Here is a 22,062-nt window from a genome sequence, read left to right on the forward strand (position 1 = left end):
TCGCGGGTCACCGCCTGGACATCACCGTTGTCGGTGGTGATATGACCCACCACCACCTTGATGGTCAGGTCGGTTTTCGGGGCGTCGCTGATGGTCAGGGTGTAGCTCGCCTTGCCCCCCTCGACCACATTGGCATCGCCGGTCAGGGTCAGGGTCGGGGCATCCTGGTCATCCACCACTGTATTAGTGATGGTGCCAGTGCTAACCACATTCTCGTAATTGCCACCACTGGTCTTGTCGATAGTGACGCTCAGTGACTCTTCACCTTGCTGATAAATGTCATCTCCACGAACCGGTACAGGGTCACTGTTAGCGCTGCTGGCCCCCACCGGAATGGTGATCACCACCCCGTTGGAGAGGGTCACGGTCAGCGGGCTGCCGGTCACCGGGTTGCTGACGCTGGCGGTGTAGACAATGCTGCCGCCCTCGGTCACGATCTGGCCGTTGGTGGCCGAGCTCAGGGTCACGGTAGTGGTGTCCACGGTGTCGGCCACCTCGGTGGTCACCTTGCTGCTGGTGTCCAGCTGTTCATAGTTGCCACCGCTGCTGCCGGTGATACTCACCGTCAGGCTGCTGCCATCTTTGTAAACGTCGTCACTCGGGGCATCGACCGTCACACTGCCGCTCAACTCACCCGCCTTGATGGTGATGCTGGCGCCGTTGGACAGGGTCAGCACCAGGTCACTCTGCGGGGCGTTGTTGACGTTGGCACTGTAGGTGATCTGCCCACCTTCGTTGACCTGCGCCGGAGCACCCAGGGTCACGGCGGTGGTGTCGACAGTGTCGTTAATCTGGGTAGTCGTTGAAGGTCCAGTGATAATCTGGTTGAAACCACCACCCTGAGTACCGGTAATCGAAACGGAGATCGTTGACGGGTCGACATAAGGGCTGTCTGCTGGAGCAGCAACAGTGACTGAACCGGAACTCTGGCCGACGGGAATGGTGATCACTGCACCATTTGACAGCTGAATAACCAAGTCAGAACCAAAAACAGGTTCATCTAATGTCGCAGTAAAGGTGATAAACCCACCTTCATTCACCTGTACATCTGCACTCAAGACAAGGTTGGCGGAGGTAAAAAGAGGATCATCTTCACCAACGGCTTCAAGCGGTGGCTCGCCATTGGCGTTGTAGGTGGTATCGAAGGTGGCTTCAGCAATGGTTGCGGAACCGGTACGGTCGATGGTAACAAAACCGCCGTTGCCACTGGCACCGGCGACGCCTCCAATACCGCCACCACCGGCGGCAGGTGCACCGCCTGCGGCAGAGGCTTCAAAGGCCTGAGTCGGGTCAGCCCCACCCAAGATCGCCTGTTGCAGGGCATTGATATCATCAGGAGTGCCAGCAGCGCCATTTTGCGCCAGCTGGGGAGCATCCCCCTCTTCGGCAGGTTCACTCTGCTCGCTGGCTGGTTGCACATTGAACGACTGTCCGCCGCCCATGAAACTGGCGCCATCCGGCGACATGATCACCGCCCCTTTCGGCAGCACATCACCTTCAGCCAACAGCTTCCGGCTGCCATCAGCAGCAACCAGATAAATTTGTCCTTTGAGTTGGGTTACGGTTACGCCCTGTTCCAAGGTAACGGCATTGGTAATCATGTTCTCTCCTGAATCCTGATTTGAATGCAATAAGCCACAGCCTACTTTGCAGACTGAGGGGAAAAATAACCAGCTCGAAAATTCGAAAGGATAGACCGATTTGAGGCTGAACTGTTCAGCCAGACAGAAGTGTGTAAAACGAGGTTGCGAGAATGGCAAAAACCAAAATTATCAATAAATTACAGAGTAATGACAGGAGCATGACAAAACATGCTCCCGTCAAGATTAACCCTATACACCCGCCCAGAGGATGATAGCCAACAGCTGTGGCGAGATGATCCGCAGGAACATCACCAGCGGGTAGACAGTGGCGTATGAGAGCGCACTGGCGCCACTGGTCGGGTGCATGGCGTTGGCAAAGGCCAGCGCGGGAGGGTCTGTCATGGAGCCGGCCAGCAAGCCGCACAGGGTCAGATAGTTCATCTTGCCGTAGAGGCGCGCCAGCACACCGACCACCAGCAGCGGGATCAGGGTAATCGCCATACCGTAGAGCATCCAGGCTGGGCCATCACCGTTGATCAGGGTGTCGATGAAACCGGCCCCGGACTTGAACCCCACCACCGCCAGGAAGAGCACTATGCCTATTTCCCGCAGCGCCAGGTTGGCGCTCGGCGGCATGAACCAGTAGAGCTTGCCGATGCTGCCGATACGAGACAGGATGAGCGCCACCACCAGCGGTCCCCCTGCCAGCCCCAGCTTGAGCGCCGCCGGGAATCCCGGCAGGTAGAAGGGAATGGATCCGAGCAATACCCCCAACCCGATGCCGATGAAGACGGGCAGCATCTGCACCTGTTGCAGTTTCTGCTGCACGTTGCCCACCACGCTGGTGACCGCCTCGATGGCATCGAGCCGCCCCACCAGGTTCAGGATGTCACCGAACTGCAGACTGGTCTGACTGGTCGGCACCAGCTCGATGCCGGCCCGATTCAGGCGCGAGATGACCACATCGTATTTCTGCTTGATGTCGAGATCGCGGATCCGCTTGCCGAGCACCTGCTCATTGGTGACCACCACCCGCTCGACCCGCAGATCGGTCCCGCGGGTGGAGAGGGAGGTGTCTACCTCCTCTCCAAGCACCAGCAGCACCTTGTGCAGGGCATGGCGCTCCCCCACCAGGTGCAGCAGGTCGCCAAGTTCGATGCGCGAGTCGGGCTTTGGCACCATCAGTTCGTCGCCACGCTTGAGTCGGGAGCAGATGACGTCCGCCTCGTCCAGACTCGGGATCTCGCGGAGCATCAGGCCATGCATATTGGGATTGCGCACGGCAATGTTGATGGTTTGCAGACTCTCCTTGGTCTTGCCAGCCTGCTGCTCGAAAGCGACCGCCTCCTCCTCGATCTTGATGTGGAAGAACATCCGGATGAGCCACATGGTGAGCAGGATGCCGCAGATCCCGAACGGGTAGGCCACCGCATAGCCCATCCCCATCAGGCCGGTGGATCCAGGATCCGCCCCGAGCTCCGCCAGGATCTGCTGGCCAGCCCCCAGGGACGGGGTATTGGTCACGGCCCCGGAAAAGACCCCGAGGATCACCGGCAACGGTACATCGAACAGCTGGTGCAACGCTGCCGCCACCAGGCAGCCGAGCAGAACCAGCAGGGCCGCGAAGCCATTGAGCTTGAGGCCCGAACTGCGCAAGGAGGAGAAGAAGCCGGGACCGACCTGGATGCCTATGGTGTAGACGAACAGGATCAGGCCGAATTCCTGAATAAAATGAAGTGTTTGCTCATCCAGCTTCAACCCGGACAAGCCGGCGAAGTGGCCCACTATGATGCCGCCGAACAGCACCCCGCCAATACCCAAACCCACGCCATAGACCCGCCAGTTTCCCAGCCAGAGCCCCAGCACTGCCACCAGCGACAGCATGCTGATGGAAAGCGCGATCTCACTCATCGTTTGCATCCTTTCCAAACTGAACTGGCACTAGCTTGTCAGCAAACGAAGGGGGCAACTGTGGGGTGCCGCACGAATTCAGGCTTTCATGAGCACAAAAATACCAATTAAGGGTTAGCCATCAGATGTAGCCATAAATGGCCATGAAGTGGCACAGACTGCCCCCCAGCACAAACAGGTGCCAGATGGCGTGGTTGTAGGGAATGCGCTTGGCCACATAGAAGATCACTCCCAGGCTGTAGATGAGACCACCCAGCCCCAGCAGCAGGAGCCCGGTACCATCCAGATGCAGATAGAGCTGGTAGATGACCACCAGCGACAGCCAGCCCAGCATCAGATAGGTAAATAGCGACACCTTCTTGAAGCGATTGATGAAGATCAGTTTGAACACGACCCCCGCCAGGGCCAGCCCCCAGATCACCACCATCAGTCCTTGCGCCAGCGGCGTATCGAGCGCCACCAGCAGGAAGGGGGTATAAGTGCCGGCGATCAGCAGATAGATGGCGCAGTGATCGAACAGCTTGCTCCAGCGTCTGGCCGCCACCGAGCTCACGCTGTGATAGAGCGTCGAGGCGAGATAGAGCAATACCAGGCTGGCACCGTAGACGCCGTAGCTCAGCAGTACCCTGGGCCCCTGATCCCACCCCTTGTGCAGCAGCAAGACCAGTCCCAGTCCGCCCAGCAGCAGCCCCAGCCCATGGCTGAGACGATTCGCCCACTCTTCCCGTGGGGAGTACCCCGTCACATCCATCATTACCTCCAATCCATTACCGGCCCACTCTAGCGGCCGACGTTTCAGGCTACAAGTGTTAGCTGAAAATAAAGGGGCGAGGAGAGGGAGGGCCAGAGATGGCTGTGCCCCCCGCCCCTTTGGTGTATGCTCTGCCGCCGACGCCGCCCATGCGGATGGCCGCGTCTGCCCGACAATCTGGTCTGGAGAACCCGATGAAGCTCACTGAACTGTTTACACAACCGGATCCTGATTTCGGCAAGGCCATGACGGCCCTGCTGGAGCATTTCCATCATTCCGACGACAGTCAGGCCCCCTATCAGCGGGGCAGTTTCACCCACCAGCTCGATCAGTCGTGCATGCCCGCCACCGGCATCTCTCCCCGGGACTATCTGGCACGGCTCGCCACCCTGGTACCCGGGGCATCGCACCTCACCTCTCCCCGCTACATGGGACACATGACGGCACCGCTGCCGGCCTTCACCGCCGAGCTCTCCCGGCTCTTGGTGATGCTCAACCAGAACCCGATGAAGATGGAGTCCTCCCGTTTGCTGAGCTTTCTGGAACGGGAAGTGCTGGCCAAACTGCACCGTCTGGTCTACCGCCAGGACGACGCCTTCTATGCAGCCCAGATGCATGCCAAGGATGCGGCCCTCGGTGTCATGACCAGTGGCGGTACCATCGCCAACGTCACCGCCCTCTGGCTGGCCCGCAACCGGGCCTGTGGCGACAACCTGTTCGCCCTCGCCGAGCAGGGCTATCGCGGCGCCGTCATTCTGGGCTCGCGGCTGATGCACTACTCCTTCGACAAGGGGATGGACCTACTGGGACTCGGAGCTCGCAGCCTCTGGCGTCTCGACACCGACGAGCACAACCGGCTCAGTCTGGCGGCGCTGGAACAGGCCCTTCAACAATGCAGGGAGCAGAAGCTCAAGGTGCTGGCGCTGGTCGGCGTGGCTGGCAGCACGGATTTTGGCTCCGTCGACCCGCTGCCGGAACTGGCCGCCATCGCCCGGCGCGAGCAAATCCACTTCCACGTGGACGCGGCCTGGGGTGGTCCGACCCTCTTCTCGCCCCGCTATCAGGGATTGCTTACGGGGATAGAGCACGCCGATACCGTCACCCTTGACGGTCACAAGCAGTTGCTGGTCCCGCTCGGTACCGGCATGCTGCTCTGCCGCCAACCGGACCTGATGATGACGGTGAAGCGCGAGGCTCCCTACGCCATCCGCGCCACCTCCTTCGATCAGGGGCGCTTCACTCTGGAGGGGACCCGTCCCGCCAACGCGCTCTATCTGGATGCCGCCTTCCAGATGCTGGGACAGCAGGGTTATGCCCAACTCATCGACGCCAACTACGACAGGGCGCGGCGAATGGCTGCGCTCATCGACGCCAGCCCCGCCTTCGAGCTGATGTCGGCACCTGTCATGAACCTGCTCTCCTACCGGTGCATTCCGCCCCACCTGCAAGGTCAGGTACCCGATGTGGCGGCCAACGAACAGATCAATCTCTTCAACGTCGCCCTGCAAAAAGCCCAGCGCGCCGAAGGGCACAGCTTCGTCTCACGCACCCAGCGCGCAGTCTCCCGCTATGGCGAGCAACCGCTCACGCTGCTGCGTGCCGTCCTGCTCAACCCTCTCATCGAGGAAGCAGACATACGCGCATTGCTGGACGATCAGGTGCGCCTTGGCAACCAGATTGCCAGCCAGCTGTTCGAGTAACCCGCCGCCCCGGGAAGGAACTGCCTGCAGAATGGACGGTCTTATTCATTTGCCGTTGTCTGACGGGCAGGTACACTGAGTGAAATTTTGAGGTTAGAGCCCAGCATGAAGCAGTTTATCGAGTTCATCCCCCTGATCGTCTTCTTCGCGGTCTACAAGTTTTACGACATCTACACCGCCACTGGCGCCCTGGTGGTCGTCACCGGCCTGCAACTCCTGTACAGCTGGCTTCGCTATCGCCGGGTCGAGAAGATGCAGTTGTTCACCTTCGTGCTGGTCGGTTTCTTCGGCGGCCTCACCGTCTTCTTCCACGACGATGCCTTCATCAAGTGGAAGGTGACCGTCATCAACATGCTCTTTGCCCTCGCCCTGCTCATCGGCCGCTATGGCTTTGGCAAGAACCTCATCAAGCAGATGCTGGCCAAGGAGCTCCAAGCCCCCGACCGGGTCTGGGACAACGTCAATCTCGGCTGGGTCGGCTTCTTCACCCTGTGCGGTCTGCTCAACCTCTACGTGGCCTTCAACCTCTCCCAGGAGATGTGGGTCAACTTCAAGGTGTTCGGCCTGCTGGGCATGACCCTGGTCTTCACCCTGCTCAGCGGCGTCTATCTCTATCGCCACATGCCGGCCGAGCAGAACGCAGAACAGAAAAAATAACCGCAACCAGAAAGGGATTGTTCCATGTGGTATCTGATCTACTCCGAAGATGTCGCGGGCAGCCTGCCCCAGCGCAAGCTGGCACGCCCTGCCCACCTGGCCCGCCTGCAAGCCTTGCAGGATGAGGGCCGACTGCTGACGGCCGGCCCGAACCCGGCCATCGATGCCGAGGATCCGGCCGATGCGGGCTTCACCGGCAGCACCGTCATCGCCGACTTTGCCAGCCAGGCCGACGCCCAGGCCTGGGCCGATGCGGACCCCTATGTCGCGGCGGGGGTCTACGCCAGGGTGACCATCAAACCTTTCAAGAAAGTCTTCTGAGCCCATCAAGGCTGACAAGAAAAAGGCCGGACACTGTCCGGCCTTTTTGCATCTTCTGACTCATGCCCTGGCCACAAACCAGGGATTGAGGATATCAGGCTTGTTGTAGCAAAGCGGCGAACCATCGAGCCGGGTGACGCTGCCCCCCGCTCCTTCCAGTACCGCCTGAGCTGCCCCCGTATCCCACTCGCAGGTCGGTGCGAGCCGCGGGTAAAGCTCGGCCTCCCCCTCGGCAATGATGCAAAACTTGAGAGAGCTGCCCATGGAGACCAGCTCGATCTCGCCCCGCTCCAGTTCGCCAAAACGGGCCAGATACTCGAGGGTCTCCTGCGACAGGTGATTGCGACTGCCCACCACGCGCCACACTCGCCCAGCGTCATGAGGGCGGGTCTGGATGGTCTCGTGCCTGCCATCGGCCACACGCCAGGCGCCAATCCCCTTGCCCCCATACCAGAGCTTGTCCAGTACCGGGGCATAGACCAGCCCCCAGCGCGGGGTCCCCTGTTCAATCAGGGCGATATTCACCGTGAACTCGCCGTTGCGGGAGACAAACTCCTTGGTGCCATCCAAAGGATCCACCAGCCAGTAGCGGGACCAGCCGAGTCGCGCAACCATCACCTCGGGGGAGGATTCTTCCGACAACACCGGGATATCGGGAGTGAGACGCGCCAGCGCCTGAACGATCACCTCGTGGGCCCCCTTGTCCGCAGCCGTCAGCGGGCTCTCGTCCTGCTTGTACTCCACCGCAAAGGGCTGGCTGTAGATGGACATGATGGCCTCACCGGCGGCGCGGGCGATGGGCTCCAGTTCGGAAATGGCGGGTAGATACATGGAAAAGAGTTCTCGCTCAAAGGGTTGGTCAGTGTAACCGAGTGAGTATCTTCGGCTTATAGCCGTTTGCACTGACTTATACAGTGTCAAAACTGACAGACAAAAAGTGGCGCAACACAGCTAATGATAAATGTGGCACTAACGCCACATAAGGACATGACGATATGAACAAGAAGACCCTGATCGCCGCACTGCTGCTGGGCTGCCTCCCCCTGTTGAGCCAACCTCTGCTGGCCGCCGACAAGGCGGCGACCAAGCCTGTGGCCACCACCCAAGTCAAGGAAAGCGGCAAGATCAATCTCAATACCGCCAGTGCCAGCGAGCTCACCGCCCTGAAAGGCATTGGCGAGAAGAAGGCACAGGCCATCATCGACCACAGGGAGAAGCAGGGCAAGTTCACCTCCGTCGATCAACTGGCGGACGTCAGTGGCATCGGACCTGCCACGCTGGAAGCAAACCGGGACATGATTATCGTCAAGTAACCGGTTTGAATCCCTATCATCCCGAGGGCAGCCTGTGGCTGCCCTATTTTTCTTCGGGTATCATGAGCCCACTTTGTATCTTCGGACTCACTCCATGAAAAAGACACCGCTCGTTGTTCGCAAGGCCGTTCTCCCCGTTGCCGGTCTGGGTACCCGCATGCTGCCCGCCACCAAGGCCATCCCCAAGGAGATGCTGCCCGTGGTCGACAAGCCGCTGATCCAGTATGTGGTGCGCGAAGCCATCGCCGCCGGCATCAAGGAGATCATCCTGGTGACCCATTCAAGCAAGAACTCCATCGAGAACCACTTCGACAAAAGCTTCGAGCTGGAGGCGACCCTGGAGAAGCGGGTCAAGCGCCAACTGCTGGAAGAGGTTCAGCACATCTGTCCCAAAGACGTCACCATCATGCACGTGCGTCAAGGGGAAGCAAAAGGCCTGGGCCATGCAGTACTGTGTGCCCGCCCCCTCATCGGGGATCAACCCTTCGCCGTTCTGCTGCCGGATGTGCTCATCGACGAGGTGGCCAGCGATCTGAAGCAGGACAACCTGGCGGAGATGGTGCATCTGTTCGAAGAGGAGCAGATCAGCCAGATCATGGTGGAAGCCGTCCCCGAGAGCGAAGTGGACAAATACGGCATCGCCGACATCAAGGGGGAAGCCCTGAGCGAAGGCATGTCCCTGCCGATGCAGGCCATCGTCGAGAAGCCGCCCCGGGATGAAGCCCCGTCCAACCTGGCCGTGGTCGGTCGCTATGTGCTCTCGGCCAATATCTGGCCCTTGCTGGAAAAAACCCCGGCCGGCGCCGGCGACGAGATCCAGCTGACCGATGCCATCGCCATGCTGATGGAAAAGGAGCAGGTCAATGCCTACTTCATGAAGGGACGCAGCCACGATTGCGGCAGCAAGCTCGGTTATATGAAGGCCAATGTGGAATACGCCGTGCGCCATCGGGAACTCAGCAAAGATTTCACCAGCTGGCTGAAACAGTTTGCCAAAGAGCTGTAATCTCTGAATATTTACAAGATAAGCAGTATAAAAAACTGGGCATCATTCGATGCCCTTTTTCATTTTATAAACAAATATTCAACCATTGATAGATAAAATATCGCTAAATCATAATATTGTAATTTAAAGTCGCTTGTTCTATAAGGATTAAGGCTTGTTCCTAGCCCTTGCATAAAATTTCTAAAAAAATATAAGACACAGGTGGAAGTTCCAATGAATAACCCGTCCAAAGGGACCTTTTTAGGTCACCCTAAAGGGCTTTTTTTGCTCTTTAGTACCGAACTGTGGGAGAGATTCTCCTATTACGGCATGCGTGCCGTGCTCGTCCTCTATCTGACCGACCTGACCGCCAACGGTGGCATGGGCTGGACCCAGGCCGACGCCCTCAAGCTGTACGGCATCTATACCGGTCTGGTCTACATCACCCCCGTCATCGGCGGCTGGCTCGCCGATACCTTCCTGGGCCAGCGCCGTGCCATCCTGTTCGGTGCCGTGCTGATGGCCGCCGGCCAGTTTACCCTGGCACTGCCTCACGCCATGTTCCCTGACATGGTCAACACCGTCTTCTATGCCGGCCTTGGCTTGCTGATCGTGGGCAACGGCCTGTTCAAACCGAACATCTCCACCATGGTGGGTGACCTGTATAAAGAAGGGGATCACCGTCGTGACGGCGCCTTCACCATCTTCTACATGGGCATCAACCTGGGCTCCCTGCTGGCCGGCGTGATCTGCGGCGCCGCCGCCACCGCCTATGGCTGGCAAGCCGCCTTCGTCAGCGCCGGTATCGGCATGCTGCTCTCCCTGGTTGTGCAGGCCACCATGGCCCAGCGTTTCCTTGGCGACATCGGCCGTGTGCCCGCCGCCCAGCGTGCCGCCCTGCAACGCTCCAAGGAGCAAAAAGCGCCCCTGACCAAACAGGAAGTGGATCGCATCAAGGTGATCCTGGTACTGGGCCTGTTCACCATCATCTTCTGGGCCGGCTTCGAGCAGGCCGGTGGTCTGATGAACCTGTATGCCCAGGAGTATACCGACCGCATGATCGGCAGCTTCGAAGTGCCGACAGCCTGGTTCCAGTCCCTGAACCCCTTCTTCATCATCACCCTGGCCCCTGTCGTGGCCGCCATCTGGATCAAGCTCGGCAAGAAAGAGCCGAACTCCCCGGTGAAATTCGCCATGGGCCTGCTGTTCCTGGCCGTCGGCTTCCTGTTCATGATCGGTGCCGTGCTGGAGCAAGGTGGTGATCAGGCTGTCAAGACCTCCATGTTCTGGTTGGTCGGTGCCTACCTGTTCCATACCCTGGGTGAGCTCTGCCTCTCCCCCATCGGTCTCTCCATGGTGACCAAGCTGGCTCCGCTGCGCCTGGCCTCCCTGATGATGGGTGCCTGGTTCGGTTTCGTGGCCCTGGCCAACTATGCCGCCGGCTTCATCGGATCCTTCGTCGGCGAATCCGGCGCCATGGCCATCTTCGGTGGCATCGCACTGGCCGCCGTGATCAGCGCCCTCATCCTGCTGACCATGGCCAACCGCTTGGTCTACTGGATGCACGGTGCCGAAGGCCCGGCCAAAGAGCCCGAAGAACAAGAGCAGAAACTGCAGTCTGCGACCGTTTGACCGGTCAGGACAGCAGAGACCAAACAGGGCGCCCATGGGCGCCCTGTTTGCATGTGTTCACTTCACGGCGTCAGTGGTGACGAACCTGCATCGTCAGGGCGCTGCCGCTGTCACTGCGAAACTGCAGATCAAAGGGCTCGTGCCAGCTTCGCCTGTGCAACGTGTAGCGACTGCTGCGCATCAAGCCGAGCGGCAACCCCCCTGCACGCATCAACCAGTGAGGTGAGGTGAGCCCGGCATTTGCAAAAAGCAGCCCATCCTCCTGATCGAACAGCAGGGCCGCCATGGCAAAGGAGTGACGCAGGCCCGACTCCAGCAGTTGCAGATTGAGGTAATCCAGCAATCGGTGTGGCTGGGTCAACAGCAGGCTCTCTTGTTGCTGGTATTGGCGATAGGGGCCGTTCATCAGGGATCGCACCAAGGCACCACAGAAGGCCGCATCCACACCGAGGATGGGCAATTCCATCACCAGTACCAGCAGCTTGTCGTCCAGTTTGAAGGTATCCGGGATGAAGAGATTGCCCATGCCGGCAAAGGTGACCTGCCAGGGCCCCCACTCCTGCATGCCAGGGGGCGCCAACCAGGCGAGCAGCCGACTGCTCGCCAGATCGTGGCCACGGAAGAAGTCGATGTGCTCCATCAGTTCCAGCTGCTGGCTCTGATGCCCGAGGTTTGTCAGGCATTGCTCGATGCTGCGGCGGATCTGCTCATAGTCATTCACCGGTTTGATGAAGAAGTCCCTGGCCCCCGCCCGCAGCGCACGCTCGATCGCAGCCATCTGATCCTGACCGGAGATGACGATGACGGGCACCTGTGGATAGCGGGCGGTAAGGCAGGCAATCACCTCATGGCCATCCATGTTCGGCATGTTCAGATCACACAACACCACATCGGGGTGATAGAGCGCTGCGGCAGAGAGCCCCTCAATTCCGTCTTCTGCCTGAAAGACGCAGGCCCCGTCGTGCTCGAGATAAGATACCAGTGAGTGGCGAAAAACCGCTTCGTCTTCTACCACCAAGATCCGTAGTCCGGCTTTTGACATCTTGACAAAGCTCTTATTAGTCAAATGGTTATTTGAGCATTAAGACTAGATCATGGGCGCTGGATACCGCCACACAATATTGTCGAGCAGCGAGCCGGGCTGGCCTTGGTATCTGCCAAGCGTTTGAAATGGTCCGACTATTTTGATCGCCCCCTTGCGCAGAGATGGTCGGCAACCGTCGCCCGGCAGCCGTTATCTCGCAGGTCGGCACCATGAATTGTATGAGGCACCGCCATGAGGGATAATGCCCTCCACTCCAGATCGTGAAGCAGACCATGACGCCAGCCGAATACAGCGCCCTCGCCCATCCCAGACTCTCCCATCCGGCCCGCAGCCTCTATACCCTGCAACTGCGCCGCTTGGTGCTGGAAAATCGGCTGGCCCGACTCAACTATCCCGAGCTTGGCCGGGCATTGGCTGTCGTCGATCCGGGCAATCCCGGTGGTTTCAGCTATCAGGTCAACGCTCGCCAGCTGACCGAACTGCTCGACGAGCTGATGGAAGCCGAACTGCTTCAGGTCGAGGCCCAGGCTGACAGTGAGCACTACCACCAGTGCCCTTTCCAGTTGCCGTTGCTGAGCCAGCGGGTGCGCAGCCCTCTGCCGGCACGCCCGTTCCAGATGCACCTGCAGTGGCGTCCGGACGAAGAACTGCCTGCTCTCGCACGCCTGTGCGGGGTGATCGATGCCAGCTACAGCGAAGAGGATCTCGGGGAGTTCATCGCCTACTGGCTCGGCCGCCCCGAGGTGTTCGACTCCCAGCACCAGTGGATGTTGAAATTTATTCGGGCCCTCAAGAGTCGGCGCTACGCCCGCCGCCCGGCGACCGTGGTCACCGGGTACCAGCAGGTCGCGCCAGCCCCGGTAGAGGCTGGCCCGAGCCGCCGGGCGCAAGAGATGATCGATGAGGCCAAACGGCTGGCACAAGCTCAGGAGCCGGAGAATGATTGATACCAGGCGGCCACGAAGTGCACTATTGACCCCCTGCCCATCCAGCCACAGCCCTAGCAGAAGGAGAATTCCATGACAGATCCGCACGACCCGATGCGCCAGGCACTGGAAGAGATCGAGGCCAAACGCCAGAAAATCGCCAAGGCAAGACAGGAGCAACGGGCTCATGATCCCGAGCTCAAGCGTCACGTCAGCAGCCTGCAGCAACGTATTCTCCGACTGCGGGCCGCAACCGGCGGCAGCCAGTACGACTACGAGACCCTGCGCAAGGAGTACGACGCCAAGGCCAATGCCGAAGTGCGCGAGTTGCAGAAGGCCGCCCGCCAGGAGCGGATCCAGAAGCTGATCGCCCAGGCCGACCTCAATCCGGACTGGATCTTCGACAAGATGGATTCCGGTGACCCGGCCCTGCAATACCCCATCGAGACAGCCCGCTACTTCATCAGCGGTTTCGAGCACTGGGAGAAGAGCGGCGGGGGCTGCATGCTGATCTACGGCGATTACGGCACCGGCAAATCCACCCTGGCGGGTGCCGTGGCCCACGAGTTGATCGCGCGCCACCAGAAGTCGGTGATCTTCCAGCAGTGGGCCTCCATCGTGGACAGGCTCTTTTTCAACGTCATCCAGGATCAGGAGGAGCGTAACCAGTACCGCCGCGCCCTGGAAGAGGTGGACCTGCTGATCATCGACGAGGTGGCGGCCAACCGTGCCAAGATGGCCGAGAGTCAGTCCAGCTTCCTCGGCCACCTGCTGCGCCGTCGTCGCAACCTGTCCAAAAGCGTCATCATCATCACCAACCACAGCCCCCAGAGCCTGCATCAGGCCATCGGTGATTTCAGCTATGAGGCGATCAAGGCGTTCAATCCGGTGGACATCCACCTGAGCGGACCCAGCCGCCGTCCCAGCATCGGCCATTACAACGGTTGATCCCGTCGGGCCGGCGTCCCTGATGTCCGGCCCTTCATATCCCCTGCACCTCACAAATAAAAACCACTCTCATTTACAGAGAGCCATCCAGGCTCTAGGCTTGCTCTTTTGTTCGAGAGGGCCTGTCATGCCAACCACACTCATCTTCGGTGCCAGTCGAGGACTGGGCCGCGCCTTCACCGACCACGCACTGCAACTGGGCCACAGGGTCGTTGCCCTGGTGCGCCATGCCGACATGGCCAGCGAGCTGCATACCCTGGGAGTCGAGGTCGTCATCGGGGATGCCCTGGACCCCCAGGCCGTGGCCCAGGCTTGCCGCTTGGCGGACAGGGATGCCCGGGTAGTCTCCACCCTCGGCAGCTTTCGCCAGAGTGCACCGGTGGATTATCAGGGCAACCGCCATGTGATCGACGAGATGGAGCGCGCCGGGCTCAGCCGCCTGCTGCTGGTCACCTCCCTCGGTTGTGGCGACAGCTGGCAATACCTGCCCGAGCGGGCTCGCGCCGCCTTCGGACACGAGGTACGCCTCAAGAGCCTGGCGGAAAGCTGGCTGCAGACAAGCCCCCTGGCGTGGACCATTTTACGCCCCGCAGGGTTGCAGGATGGGGAGCCCACGGGTCAGGCCATCCTGAGCCAGGGGCTAGAGAGGCATGGCCTGGTCAGGCGCCAGGATGTGGCGATACGGGGTTTGCAACTGCTCACCGACCAGGAGGCGTGCGGCCAGATCTATGCCATCGGCGATCCGGGTCTGAATCAGCCATGATCCCTGTGAATGGCAACACGGTCAGCCCAGTGGCTGACCGTGTTGTTGCAAGGCGCCTAGTCGGTGGAAGACGCTGTCGCCCCATCATCCGGCCGCGTTGCAAGGCACGGTTGACGCCAGCGGAGCAACCAGCACGCCAGAGCGCCATACAGCAGCGCCAGTCCCCACAACTGCCACCAGTAGCGGGAGACCTGGGCAAAGTCGGCCCCCATCTGATTGAGGCGCAGGAATCCCTCGATGGCCGGCGTGCTCGGTGCCCACTGGGCCAGCCAGTTGAGGGGGGCCGGGATGAGCTCAAGGGGCCAGATAAAGCCGGCCAGGAAGACCAGCGGCAAAGAGGAGACAAGCACCACCTGGGTCGGTAGATCACGGCGGGTGAACAGGGCGCCGAGCACGATCCCGAGCCAGGTGGTGGCCAACAGGAACGGCAGGGTAAAGAGCCAGAGTTCGCCGGGTACAGCGGTGCGGGCAATACCGTAGTGATCGAAGCAGAAGCCGAAGAAGTAGGTCACCGGAAGGACGAAAAGAGCCCCCACCACCAGGGTGCGGGCCAGCAACAAGGCCGGCACGGGAGCATGTTGCCAGTAGCCTGACTCGCCACGGCGGCTGCGCTGGTTCTGGGTCGCCCCCAGGATGCCGGTCCCCATCAGCAACACCTGATGCAGGATCAGCACGAATACCGCAGGCACCACGTAGTTCACATAGCCCATGGTGGGGTTGAATACCGGCAGCACATTGAGGGCCACCGCGTTCCAGCCCATGGCGGCCTGGGGCAGCGCCTCACCCTGGCTCAACAGCCTGGCCACCTTCACCTGGGCGGCAAGCGTGCCCCCCGCCTGGGCCAGCCCTTCGGCAATGGTGCCATAGACCAGGAAGTAGGAGGCATCCCCGGCATAACCCAGGGTCACGCTCCTGCCCAGCATCAGATCCCGATAGAAGTGGCGGGGAATGTGCAAGATGCCGCTCGCCTTGCCGGTCAGCATCATCTGGCGGGCCTCGTCGAGCGAACCGGCACGGGCCACCAGTTTCACCTGCGCCGTGGCATCGGCCATAAACTCCAGCTGGCGGGAGAGCTGGCTGCCATCCTCGTTGACCACCACCACGGGCTCTTCCCTGGGCAATTGGTGCAGGTAGGGCTGGGGGTAGAGGAAGGAGTAGAAGAAGACGCCGCCAAACAGGGTCAGCATGATGGCGCGATCCGCCAAGAGGGTGCGCAGCTCAAGGCGCACCAGATCCCAGAATCCCATCATGGCCTGGACTCCTCATGGGGCAGGGCCGCGCCCGACGGCGTCCGGTAGCGGTGTACCACCAGCAGCAGGGGCAGCAGAAACAGCAGCAGGGCCCCGAGCTGGGGCAGGGCCGCCGTCAACGGTTGACCGTAGTTGGTTTGCCCGATTTGCAGCTCCACATAGTGGGAGATGGGCAGCAGGCTGCGCCAGAACTGGGCCACATCCCCCATGGCGCTGACCGGAAAGGTGACCCCCATAAAGGCGAAACCGGGAGCCGTGTAAGCCCCCGCCAGCGACAGAGCGCGCGCCGGATCCCGGATGATGGCGTAGAAGAAGGCCCCCATGGTGACGCAAGCGGCCGACGCCAGTCCCAGCCCCGCCGTCAGCACCAGCCAACTGCCTTGCATGGGGTACCCAAGCCCCTTGAACAGCAGCAGACTCCACGCCAGACCCCACCCCCAGCCGATGAGCACGTGGGGTAGCAGGGTACGCCAGAGGCCGAACCAGACCCCTCTGGTGGTCCAGTCCAACCCGAGGCGATCGGTGCGGGCCAGGGCGTTCAGGCCATAGAGCACCACCAGGATCTGCCACACCGCAGGCAGCAGGGCGCTCAGCAGAAACTGGGCGTAGCTGGAATTGATGTTGTAAAGCGCGGTAACCTGGCTCGCAATGGGTACGGATTGTCCCAGGGCACCGGGCAGCGTCTTGCCGTCGGCCATGGCCGAGAGCACGCCCACCTGGCCATTAAGAGTTCCCACCACCTGGGCCAGTGCGGAGTTGACCAGCTTGGCAATCAGGATGAACTGGCCATTGTTGAACACGGTCACCCTGGGTTGGGTCCCCTCGCGGGCATCCCGCTCCAGGTGATGGGGGATCACCACCAGGGCATAGATGTCTCCCCCACGCAGCGCCCTGGCCCCCTCGTCGATGGCGTCAAACTGCTGCGCTATCTTGAGCCCGGCGGAGCCATCGAGAGAGAGCGCCAGTTGTCGGGAGAGGGTGCTGCGATCCAGATCCACCAGACCGACCTTGAGATCCCGCGCCAGGCCGGCTGAAAAGATCCAGCACAGGATCCCTATCAGCACCAAGGGGACCCAGCTCGCCAGCGCCCGGCCGAACGGGTCCTGCCAGAGCAACCGCCATTCGCGCCCCATCAGAGCTCGACCAGCACGCTCATGCCGACCCGCAGCCCGTCAACCGGCTGCAAGGGGCGCGCTTCCACCTGGAAGCTTTTCATGTCGAACCCCTGGCGGGTGTCGGTGGCACGCCAGGTGGCGAAATCCCCCATCACGGCCACATGGGTCACCTTGAAGCGCACCAGCTGATCCCCCAGGCCGGGAATACGGGCATCAAACTCGGTACCGACCGGGAACCTTGGCAAGAGGTCCTCACGGACATGGAACTGGGCCCAGGCATCCTTCATGTCGAGCAAGGTCACCACAGGGAAGCCCTGGGGAGCCAGCTCGCCACTACGCAACAGCACCTGGGCAACTTCCCCCTCGTGGGGGCTGGCGATGCGGGTATCGGCCAGATAGGCTTCCACTTCCGCCACTCCGCCAGCCGCCATCTTGGCCTGCTCGCGGGCCGCTATCTTGGTCTCTTCCCGCGCCCCTTCCAGTGCCATCTGGTATTGCTGCCAGGCCATGCCCTCGCTGTACTTCGCCGCCTGCCAGGCCGTCCAGGCCTCGTCACGCTTTTGCAGCGACATCACGCCATCCCGATGCAGGCTGGCAATGCGCTCGTAGGTTTTGCCATGAAGCAGGGCAGCCGCCTTGGCCTGTTGCCACTGATCCTTGGCGGCCGCGATCTGCTGCACTCGCGCCCCCTTCTCGGCCTCTTCGGCCATGGCACCCGCCGCGGCCTGCCCGGCCTTGGCCTGACTCAGCTTGGCCTCGATCTCCGGGCTCGCCAGAGTGAACGCCAGTTGGCCCCTGGCCAGTTGATCCCCCTTCTTCACCAGCACCTCGTCGATGCGGCCCGCCACCTTGGAAGAGACCGAATACTGCTGCGCCTCTATCTGCCCCTGCAGACGCACCGGCTCCGGCTGATAGGCCAGCCAGAAGCGCCAGCCAAGCCAGAGCACAAGCAATACCAGCGCCAGTGGCAGCAGCCAGGGCTTGCCCTGGCTCATCTTCTTCTTGATGGGGGGATGACTCATGAATTCACCTCGGCAAACGGGCGACCCTTGACGGTCGAAACGGACATGAATAACGGAGTGGAAGAGCGCGCGATCATGAGTTCACCTCGATCGCCTGGCCATGCTGATACTGGTTGAAACTGTTCATCTGACCGGAGAGTGCCAACAGGCGGGCCAGAGAGATCACGTATTGATAGGCGGCGGCGGCGCGCTGGGTCTTGACCCCGGCAAGCTGGGTCTGGGCATCGACCACATCGAGGGAAGTGGAGAGCCCCTGACCGAATGCCTTGTCACGCAACCGCACGTTCTCCTCGGCCAGCGCCTGGGTCGAGGAGAGAGAGTGATACTCCTCCAGTCCCTGGGCAGCCTCGCGCCAGGTCTTCTCGACCAGCAGCTCCAGATCCTGGCGGGTCTTGGCTTGCAGCAGGTTGACCTGGAGTTCGGCGCTCTTGGCTGCCTGGACCGTCTCGGAGCGGCCATCACGACTCACCAGCGGCATGCTGACCCCGACACCAACCAGCCAGTCCGGTGTGGTCTTGGAGACAATGGAATCATCTTCATAGAGGTTGTAGTTGCCGAACAGGAAGAGCTCGGGGGCGTATTTGCCCTTCTCCAGCTTGATCATCCCCTGGGCCTGATCCTTCTTGGCCGTCAACAGCTTGAGACCGGGATGCACCGACAGGGTCTCCTCCACGAAGGGAGACAAGGCTGGCATCCCTTCGTTGATGAAGAGGGCGGTATTGGGCTCAGCCTGCTTGAGCTTGAGCATGTGGCCGAGCGTCAGCTGGGCGATCTCCAGGCTGCGCCTGGCCTTCTGGGTATCGATACGTGCCCTGTCATAGGCAGACTGGGCCGAAAGGCGCTCCACCTTGGCGATCTGCCCCTGGGCTTCGAGCTTCTTGGCATGATCCAGATGGTGTGCCAGTCCCTGCTCGATCTCCTGCTTGGTCTGCACCACCTGCGCCGCCAGCACCACCCCGAAGTAGGTCTGGGAGAGGCTCTCGAAGGTGGACTGCTGTTTGAGCACCAGCAACTGCTCAGCCTCGCTCACCTGGGCCTGACGAATATCCTGGGCCGCATCGATGCGCCCGCCGGTAAAGAGCGGCCATAGCATCTTGACCGAACTGGTCACCACGTTCTGCTTGGTGAGGGGGGTGACGAAATCGCTCGGGCTGAGGTTGAGTGCCTGCATCACAGGCCCCAGCACCTTGCCGAATTCCGGATGATTGGCGATGGGGTTGAGATCCAGCATGTCCAGCTCCATCGGCTGATCGAGATGGGTATAGCTGGCCCCCACATCCACCTTGGGCAGGTACATTGCCTTGGCCGCCTCCCGCAGTTGCTGGGCCCGCTCCACCCCGGCCTGCTCTGCCGCCAAGCCGTCATCCTGCTGGATGACGCGGCTCCAGGCCTCGGTAAAGCTGACCGTCTGCGCCTGAGCCGACCCCAGCACGATACCCAGCAGGCATGGGCAGAGCGACTTGATGAACTTTACCGTCATACATCCCCGATCCGTTTGTAATGAAATTGTGTAGAGTCTTTGCTCAATTCAGGCCCGCTATCATAGCCTAAACCGGCTTGAGAGGGAGACTCACAAATCACCATCCCCCTCACTCGCGCCCTCCTGACCATGGTCACAGACAATATGTCCGATTTTCAAGCACTCCTGAATTTGCAAGCCTTGGCGCGACGTTTTTTTCAGAAAAAAATGGCTGACGCTCAAATACTAACCTTTTCTCCTGACTAAAAAATGCGTAATATACGCCGCCCTAAGCCGATGGTAACCGTGGAATGCAGATAGGTCCCCACACGCTTGAAACTCCCCTGATCGTGGCCCCCATGGCCGGTGTAACAGACCGACCATTTCGTGAACTTTGTTTACGTTTGGGAGCCGGTATGGCCGTTTCCGAGATGCTGCTGGCCAACCCGGATGTCTGGGATACCCAGAAAACCCGGATGAGAATGGATCACTCTGCTGAAGGCGGCTTGCGATCGGTCCAGATTGCCGGTGCCGACCCCGAGATGATGGCGTTTGCTGCCCGCTACAACGTGGAGCAGGGCGCTCAGATCGTCGACATCAACATGGGATGTCCGGCAAAAAAAGTGAATAAGAAGCTGGCAGGTTCCGCCCTGCTGCGTCAGCCAGACCTGGTCAGATCCATCTGCCGGGCCGTGGTGGATGCGGTGGAAGTACCTGTCACCTTGAAGATCCGCACAGGATGGGATCCGGATAACCGCAATGGCGAGGAGATCGCCCGAATCGCCGAAGATTGCGGTATCGCGGCCCTTGCCGTGCATGGTCGTACCCGTGCCTGCCTCTACAAGGGCGAAGCGGAGTACGACACTATCAGGGCGATTAAGCAGGCCGTATCGATTCCTGTTGTCGCCAATGGCGACATCGATAGCCCGGAGAAAGCCCGGTATGTCCTCGACTATACCGGTGTCGACGCCGTGATGATCGGCCGTGCTGCGCAAGGACGACCCTGGATTTTCCGGGAAATCCGCCATTTTCTTGAAACGGGCACCAAGCTGCCGCCTCCCGACAGGGAAGAGGTTCGCACCCTGATGAACGAGCATGTCACCAATCTGCACCAGTTTTACGGTGCCTATCTGGGAGCGCGCATTGCCCGTAAACACGTGGGCTGGTATCTGGATGAAGAAGAGGCGGGCCGAGAATTCCGTAAGCACTTCAATGCCCTGGATTGTGCAGACGCACAACTCGAGGCACTCGAAGCGTATTTCGATGGATTAGGTTAACGCATAACTAAAGAGCCGACCGAATATGTTCGAACAAACCCTGACTTCTGATGCATTGGTAACAACTACTCACAATCACGCTGCCGAGCCGACCCAACGCCCCCTGCGTGACTCTGTGCAACAGGCCCTGCGTAACTACCTGGCCCAGTTGAACGGTCAGGAAGTGATTGATCTGTACGATATGGTTCTCTCCGAAGTCGAAGCTCCCATGCTGGACGTGATCATGCAGTACACCCGTGGCAACCAGACTCGCGCCGCCGTAATGATGGGCATCAACCGCGGCACCCTGCGCAAGAAACTCAAGCGTTACGGCATGAACTGATCCCGGTCATTCTGCTGCAGTGCAGACGAAGGCGTATCCCAGCGATGGGATACGCCTTTTTCTATGCCCGGTTTTTACCTGCTCACTCCACCGCCAGCTTGATACCGAGCCCCACGAACAGCCCCCCCATCACGCGATTCAGCCAGGTGGCCACCCGGGCGGGCAGTCGCACCTTGCGGCTTGCAAACGCGGTGGAAAACGCCAGCAGATGGCACCAGATCATGCCGTTGAGATTGAAGATGCAGCCCAGCACGATGAATGCCATCGCCTTTTGCGGTGAAGCGGGATCGATGAACTGGGGCACAAAAGCGAGAAAGAAGAGCGCCACCTTGGGATTGAGGACATTGGTGAGCAACCCCTGCCGAAAGATGCGCCCATAAGAGAGCGCAGGCAGCGCCACAGCCCCATCCACAGACGTTGAAGTGCCACTCCTCTGCCAGAGCATGGACACGCCGAGATAGACCAGATAGAGCGCCCCCATCAGCTTGATGACGGCAAACAGCTCGGCGGAGGCACTCAACAGGGCAGACAGTCCCAGCGCCGCAGCCAACACATGTACCATGGTACCTGTCCCGATACCCAATGCCGCCATGGACCCTGCACGCCATCCCTGGGAGCCGCTGCGCAGCATGATGAGCAGGGAGTCAGGCCCAGGCATCATGTTCAGCAGCAGGCCAGAAACGACAAACAACGCCAAATCGTGGATCCCCAACATAGACAGCTCCTTGTACATGAAAGAAACAGTCTATGGATCCTGAGGTACTTGTCACTCCCGTTTCCAGCGATAGTGATTATCAAGGAAGGGAATAGCGCTTGAGCCGGAGATACTTGACGCTCAACCTGGTGAGAAAGAGAGATTGAGCCGTTTGAAAGACAGTGATACTGGCTGAATAACAATGTTTATCGATACAATAGACTGTGTTTTGCGCATTAACCAGACTTATTATCTAAAAAATAAATTTCAGGCAATAAAAAACCCCGCTCAGATGAGCGGGGTTTCTTGTATTGGGTGCCTGGCAGTGTCCTACTCTCGCATGGCGAATGCCACACTACCATCGGCGCTACAGCGTTTCACTTCTGAG

General features: G+C 60.2%; 21 protein-coding genes. 11 read left to right on the forward strand and 10 right to left on the reverse strand.

Features of this window, described 5'->3' with window-relative positions:
• From AB5Y70_RS11735 to AB5Y70_RS11745, 3 genes are all read right to left on the reverse strand, one after another.
• On the reverse strand, positions 1–1,601 hold a 1,601-nt coding region (locus AB5Y70_RS11735; protein ID WP_368176003.1), incomplete at its 3' end, for a retention module-containing protein.
• Positions 1,602–1,832: 231 nt separating this feature from the next.
• Entirely contained in the window at positions 1,833–3,494 is a 1,662-nt protein-coding gene (locus AB5Y70_RS11740; RefSeq protein WP_111896789.1) for a putative transporter, read from the reverse strand.
• A 121-nt stretch (positions 3,495–3,615) separates the two neighbouring features.
• Complete coding sequence (locus AB5Y70_RS11745; RefSeq protein WP_039041319.1) at positions 3,616–4,248, reverse strand: hemolysin III family protein; 633 nt, start codon at positions 4,246–4,248, stop codon at positions 3,616–3,618.
• 191 nt (positions 4,249–4,439) lie between these two features.
• On the opposite strand from AB5Y70_RS11745, the gene AB5Y70_RS11750 reads away from it, so the two are divergent.
• The 3 genes from AB5Y70_RS11750 to AB5Y70_RS11760 all read left to right on the forward strand — a co-directional run bounded on the left by AB5Y70_RS11750 (position 4,440) and on the right by AB5Y70_RS11760 (position 6,923).
• Entirely contained in the window at positions 4,440–5,945 is a 1,506-nt protein-coding gene (locus AB5Y70_RS11750; protein ID WP_111896790.1) for an aminotransferase class V-fold PLP-dependent enzyme, read from the forward strand.
• A gap of 105 nt (positions 5,946–6,050) precedes the next feature.
• Positions 6,051–6,602 carry a septation protein A gene (locus AB5Y70_RS11755; RefSeq protein WP_039041321.1) on the forward strand — a complete coding sequence of 184 codons (552 nt, stop codon included), beginning with the start codon at positions 6,051–6,053 and terminating at the stop codon, positions 6,600–6,602.
• 24 nt (positions 6,603–6,626) lie between these two features.
• Positions 6,627–6,923: a YciI family protein gene (locus AB5Y70_RS11760; RefSeq protein WP_010675539.1), complete on the forward strand. Its 297-nt coding sequence runs from the start codon at positions 6,627–6,629 to the stop codon at positions 6,921–6,923.
• A gap of 60 nt (positions 6,924–6,983) precedes the next feature.
• Here AB5Y70_RS11760 and cysQ read toward each other — a convergent pair whose 3' ends face one another.
• Positions 6,984–7,754 carry a 3'(2'),5'-bisphosphate nucleotidase CysQ gene (cysQ, locus tag AB5Y70_RS11765; protein WP_111896791.1) on the reverse strand — a complete coding sequence of 257 codons (771 nt, stop codon included), beginning with the start codon at positions 7,752–7,754 and terminating at the stop codon, positions 6,984–6,986.
• A gap of 164 nt (positions 7,755–7,918) precedes the next feature.
• Between cysQ and AB5Y70_RS11770 the strand changes: the two genes are divergently transcribed.
• The 3 genes from AB5Y70_RS11770 (at position 7,919) to AB5Y70_RS11780 (ending at position 10,853) form a co-directional block, all read left to right on the forward strand.
• On the forward strand, positions 7,919–8,236 hold the full coding sequence (locus tag AB5Y70_RS11770; protein ID WP_043156043.1) for a ComEA family DNA-binding protein: 318 nt from the start codon (positions 7,919–7,921) through the stop codon (positions 8,234–8,236).
• A 94-nt stretch (positions 8,237–8,330) separates the two neighbouring features.
• A complete protein-coding gene (gene galU / locus AB5Y70_RS11775; RefSeq protein ID WP_111896792.1) occupies positions 8,331–9,242 on the forward strand; it encodes a UTP--glucose-1-phosphate uridylyltransferase GalU in 912 nt (303 codons plus the stop codon).
• A 213-nt stretch (positions 9,243–9,455) separates the two neighbouring features.
• Positions 9,456–10,853: a peptide MFS transporter gene (locus AB5Y70_RS11780; RefSeq protein ID WP_052815577.1), complete on the forward strand. Its 1,398-nt coding sequence runs from the start codon at positions 9,456–9,458 to the stop codon at positions 10,851–10,853.
• Between the two features lie 70 nt (positions 10,854–10,923).
• On the opposite strand, the gene AB5Y70_RS11785 is transcribed toward AB5Y70_RS11780, so the two are convergent.
• Positions 10,924–11,895 carry a response regulator gene (locus tag AB5Y70_RS11785; RefSeq protein ID WP_029314797.1) on the reverse strand — a complete coding sequence of 324 codons (972 nt, stop codon included), beginning with the start codon at positions 11,893–11,895 and terminating at the stop codon, positions 10,924–10,926.
• Positions 11,896–12,170: 275 nt separating this feature from the next.
• On the opposite strand from AB5Y70_RS11785, the gene AB5Y70_RS11790 reads away from it, so the two are divergent.
• The 3 genes from AB5Y70_RS11790 (at position 12,171) to AB5Y70_RS11800 (ending at position 14,535) form a co-directional block, all read left to right on the forward strand.
• Positions 12,171–12,845: a DnaT-like ssDNA-binding domain-containing protein gene (locus AB5Y70_RS11790; protein WP_039041329.1), complete on the forward strand. Its 675-nt coding sequence runs from the start codon at positions 12,171–12,173 to the stop codon at positions 12,843–12,845.
• Between the two features lie 72 nt (positions 12,846–12,917).
• Positions 12,918–13,772, forward strand: coding sequence for a DnaA/Hda family protein (locus tag AB5Y70_RS11795; RefSeq protein WP_010675546.1), 855 nt, complete (start codon positions 12,918–12,920; stop codon positions 13,770–13,772).
• Between the two features lie 127 nt (positions 13,773–13,899).
• The gene (locus AB5Y70_RS11800; protein ID WP_010675547.1) at positions 13,900–14,535 is read left to right on the forward strand and encodes an SDR family oxidoreductase; all 636 of its coding nucleotides are present in this window, start codon (positions 13,900–13,902) and stop codon (positions 14,533–14,535) included.
• A gap of 56 nt (positions 14,536–14,591) precedes the next feature.
• Here the strand turns inward: AB5Y70_RS11800 and AB5Y70_RS11805 are convergent, their stop codons facing one another.
• The 4 genes from AB5Y70_RS11805 to AB5Y70_RS11820 all read right to left on the reverse strand — a co-directional run bounded on the left by AB5Y70_RS11805 (position 14,592) and on the right by AB5Y70_RS11820 (position 19,402).
• Positions 14,592–15,785 carry an ABC transporter permease gene (locus AB5Y70_RS11805; RefSeq protein ID WP_010675548.1) on the reverse strand — a complete coding sequence of 398 codons (1,194 nt, stop codon included), beginning with the start codon at positions 15,783–15,785 and terminating at the stop codon, positions 14,592–14,594.
• Positions 15,782–16,918, reverse strand: coding sequence for an ABC transporter permease (locus AB5Y70_RS11810; RefSeq protein WP_043156045.1), 1,137 nt, complete (start codon positions 16,916–16,918; stop codon positions 15,782–15,784). The genes AB5Y70_RS11805 and AB5Y70_RS11810 overlap by 4 nt, the downstream gene beginning before the upstream one ends.
• The gene (locus AB5Y70_RS11815; RefSeq protein ID WP_080767988.1) at positions 16,918–17,922 is read right to left on the reverse strand and encodes an HlyD family secretion protein; all 1,005 of its coding nucleotides are present in this window, start codon (positions 17,920–17,922) and stop codon (positions 16,918–16,920) included. Before AB5Y70_RS11815 ends, AB5Y70_RS11810 begins: the two co-directional genes overlap by 1 nt.
• A gap of 73 nt (positions 17,923–17,995) precedes the next feature.
• Positions 17,996–19,402, reverse strand: coding sequence for a TolC family protein (locus tag AB5Y70_RS11820; protein WP_043156047.1), 1,407 nt, complete (start codon positions 19,400–19,402; stop codon positions 17,996–17,998).
• A gap of 290 nt (positions 19,403–19,692) precedes the next feature.
• On the opposite strand from AB5Y70_RS11820, the gene dusB reads away from it, so the two are divergent.
• Entirely contained in the window at positions 19,693–20,658 is a 966-nt protein-coding gene (gene dusB / locus AB5Y70_RS11825; RefSeq protein ID WP_010675552.1) for a tRNA dihydrouridine synthase DusB, read from the forward strand.
• 25 nt (positions 20,659–20,683) lie between these two features.
• Positions 20,684–20,980: a DNA-binding transcriptional regulator Fis gene (gene fis, locus AB5Y70_RS11830; RefSeq protein ID WP_005309538.1), complete on the forward strand. Its 297-nt coding sequence runs from the start codon at positions 20,684–20,686 to the stop codon at positions 20,978–20,980.
• A gap of 82 nt (positions 20,981–21,062) precedes the next feature.
• Here the strand turns inward: fis and AB5Y70_RS11835 are convergent, their stop codons facing one another.
• Positions 21,063–21,695 (reverse strand): LysE family translocator, encoded by a 633-nt coding sequence (locus AB5Y70_RS11835; RefSeq protein ID WP_043156049.1) that lies wholly within the window; start codon positions 21,693–21,695, stop codon positions 21,063–21,065.
• Positions 21,696–22,062 lie beyond the last annotated feature (367 nt).

It is taken from the genome of Aeromonas sp. s1(2024) (assembly GCF_040908005.1).
GTDB classification, from domain to species: domain Bacteria; phylum Pseudomonadota; class Gammaproteobacteria; order Enterobacterales; family Aeromonadaceae; genus Aeromonas; species Aeromonas caviae.